Source organism: Candidatus Symbiopectobacterium sp. NZEC135 (assembly GCF_025962695.1).
Map to the genome: position 1 here is coordinate 1 of NZ_JAGFPF010000676.1, position 1051 is coordinate 1051.

Here is a 1051-nt window from a genome sequence, read left to right on the forward strand (position 1 = left end):
CATCGAGGTTTTTTCCCTGCCAGACACCGGCGCTTTCCAGTGAGTCGCCGCGAAAGGTCAGTTGACCATCGGTGGTCAGATTGCCCGTGCCACGGTAGTTGCCTTGCAGCGTTACGCCTTCGCTGGCAACAATGTTACCGCTGTTGAGCAGGCTATTGGCCGTCAACCCACTCTGACCTTGGCTGGAGATCACGCCGCTGTTGTCGATCAGCGCGGCGGCCAGTTGGCTGGAGCCACCAGAAATCAGGCGGCCTTGATTATGTAATGTGCTGTGCGGATCGGCAGCGAGATCCATCGTCAGCGCGCTGTTACCCTGAATGCGTCCGCTATTGGTGACGCGCGCGGCGCTGAGCAGCAGGCGATCGGCTTGCCATTCCCCCAGATTGGTGACGTCAGCGGCATGCAGCGTCGCCACGCCCTGCGACAGCAGTTTGCCGGTTTGCTGATTGTTCAGCCCACCTTGCACATCCAACGTTAACGCAGCGAGTCCGAGGATCTGCCCCGCGTTATCCATCTGCTGCGCATCCATGTGCAGGCGCTCTGCCTGCACCGTGCCCTGATTATCCAAACGCGCGGCCTGAATGACGCTTTCGCCCTGCGACAGCCATTTACCGCTGTTTTTCACCTCAGCCACAATCGCCAGCGTCAGTGCATCAACGCCGAGCAGCGTACCGCTATTATCCAGCGTATCCGCGTGGAGGGTCAGCGTTTGTGCTTCCAGCGTGGCAGCTTGCTGCACCTGCCCAGCATCGACGCGCAGCGCGCCCTGTCCGCTGATCAAACCGCGATTATTCAACTGCGATTGCAGGTGCAGATAACCGTTTTGGGTGGCAACAATATTGCCGTCGTTAGCGAATGCGTTTGCATCAAGCATCAGCTGACGGCCAGCCAGCGTACCGCTATTGTAAACATCCCCGAGCACGTGCAATTCCAGCGCGGTTGCGCCGGTTACCTTGCCATCGTTGAGCAGATTGAGCGCATCAACACCGAGCCGTTGACTGTAGAGCGTGCCGCTATTTTCAAGATCCTGCGCGACGGCCAGCGCCAACTG

1 pseudogene is annotated in these 1051 nt (G+C 59.1%); it reads right to left on the bottom strand.

The features are described from left to right. Positions 1-1051, bottom strand: a pseudogene (locus tag J5224_RS29665) (hypothetical protein); the annotation flags it as partial.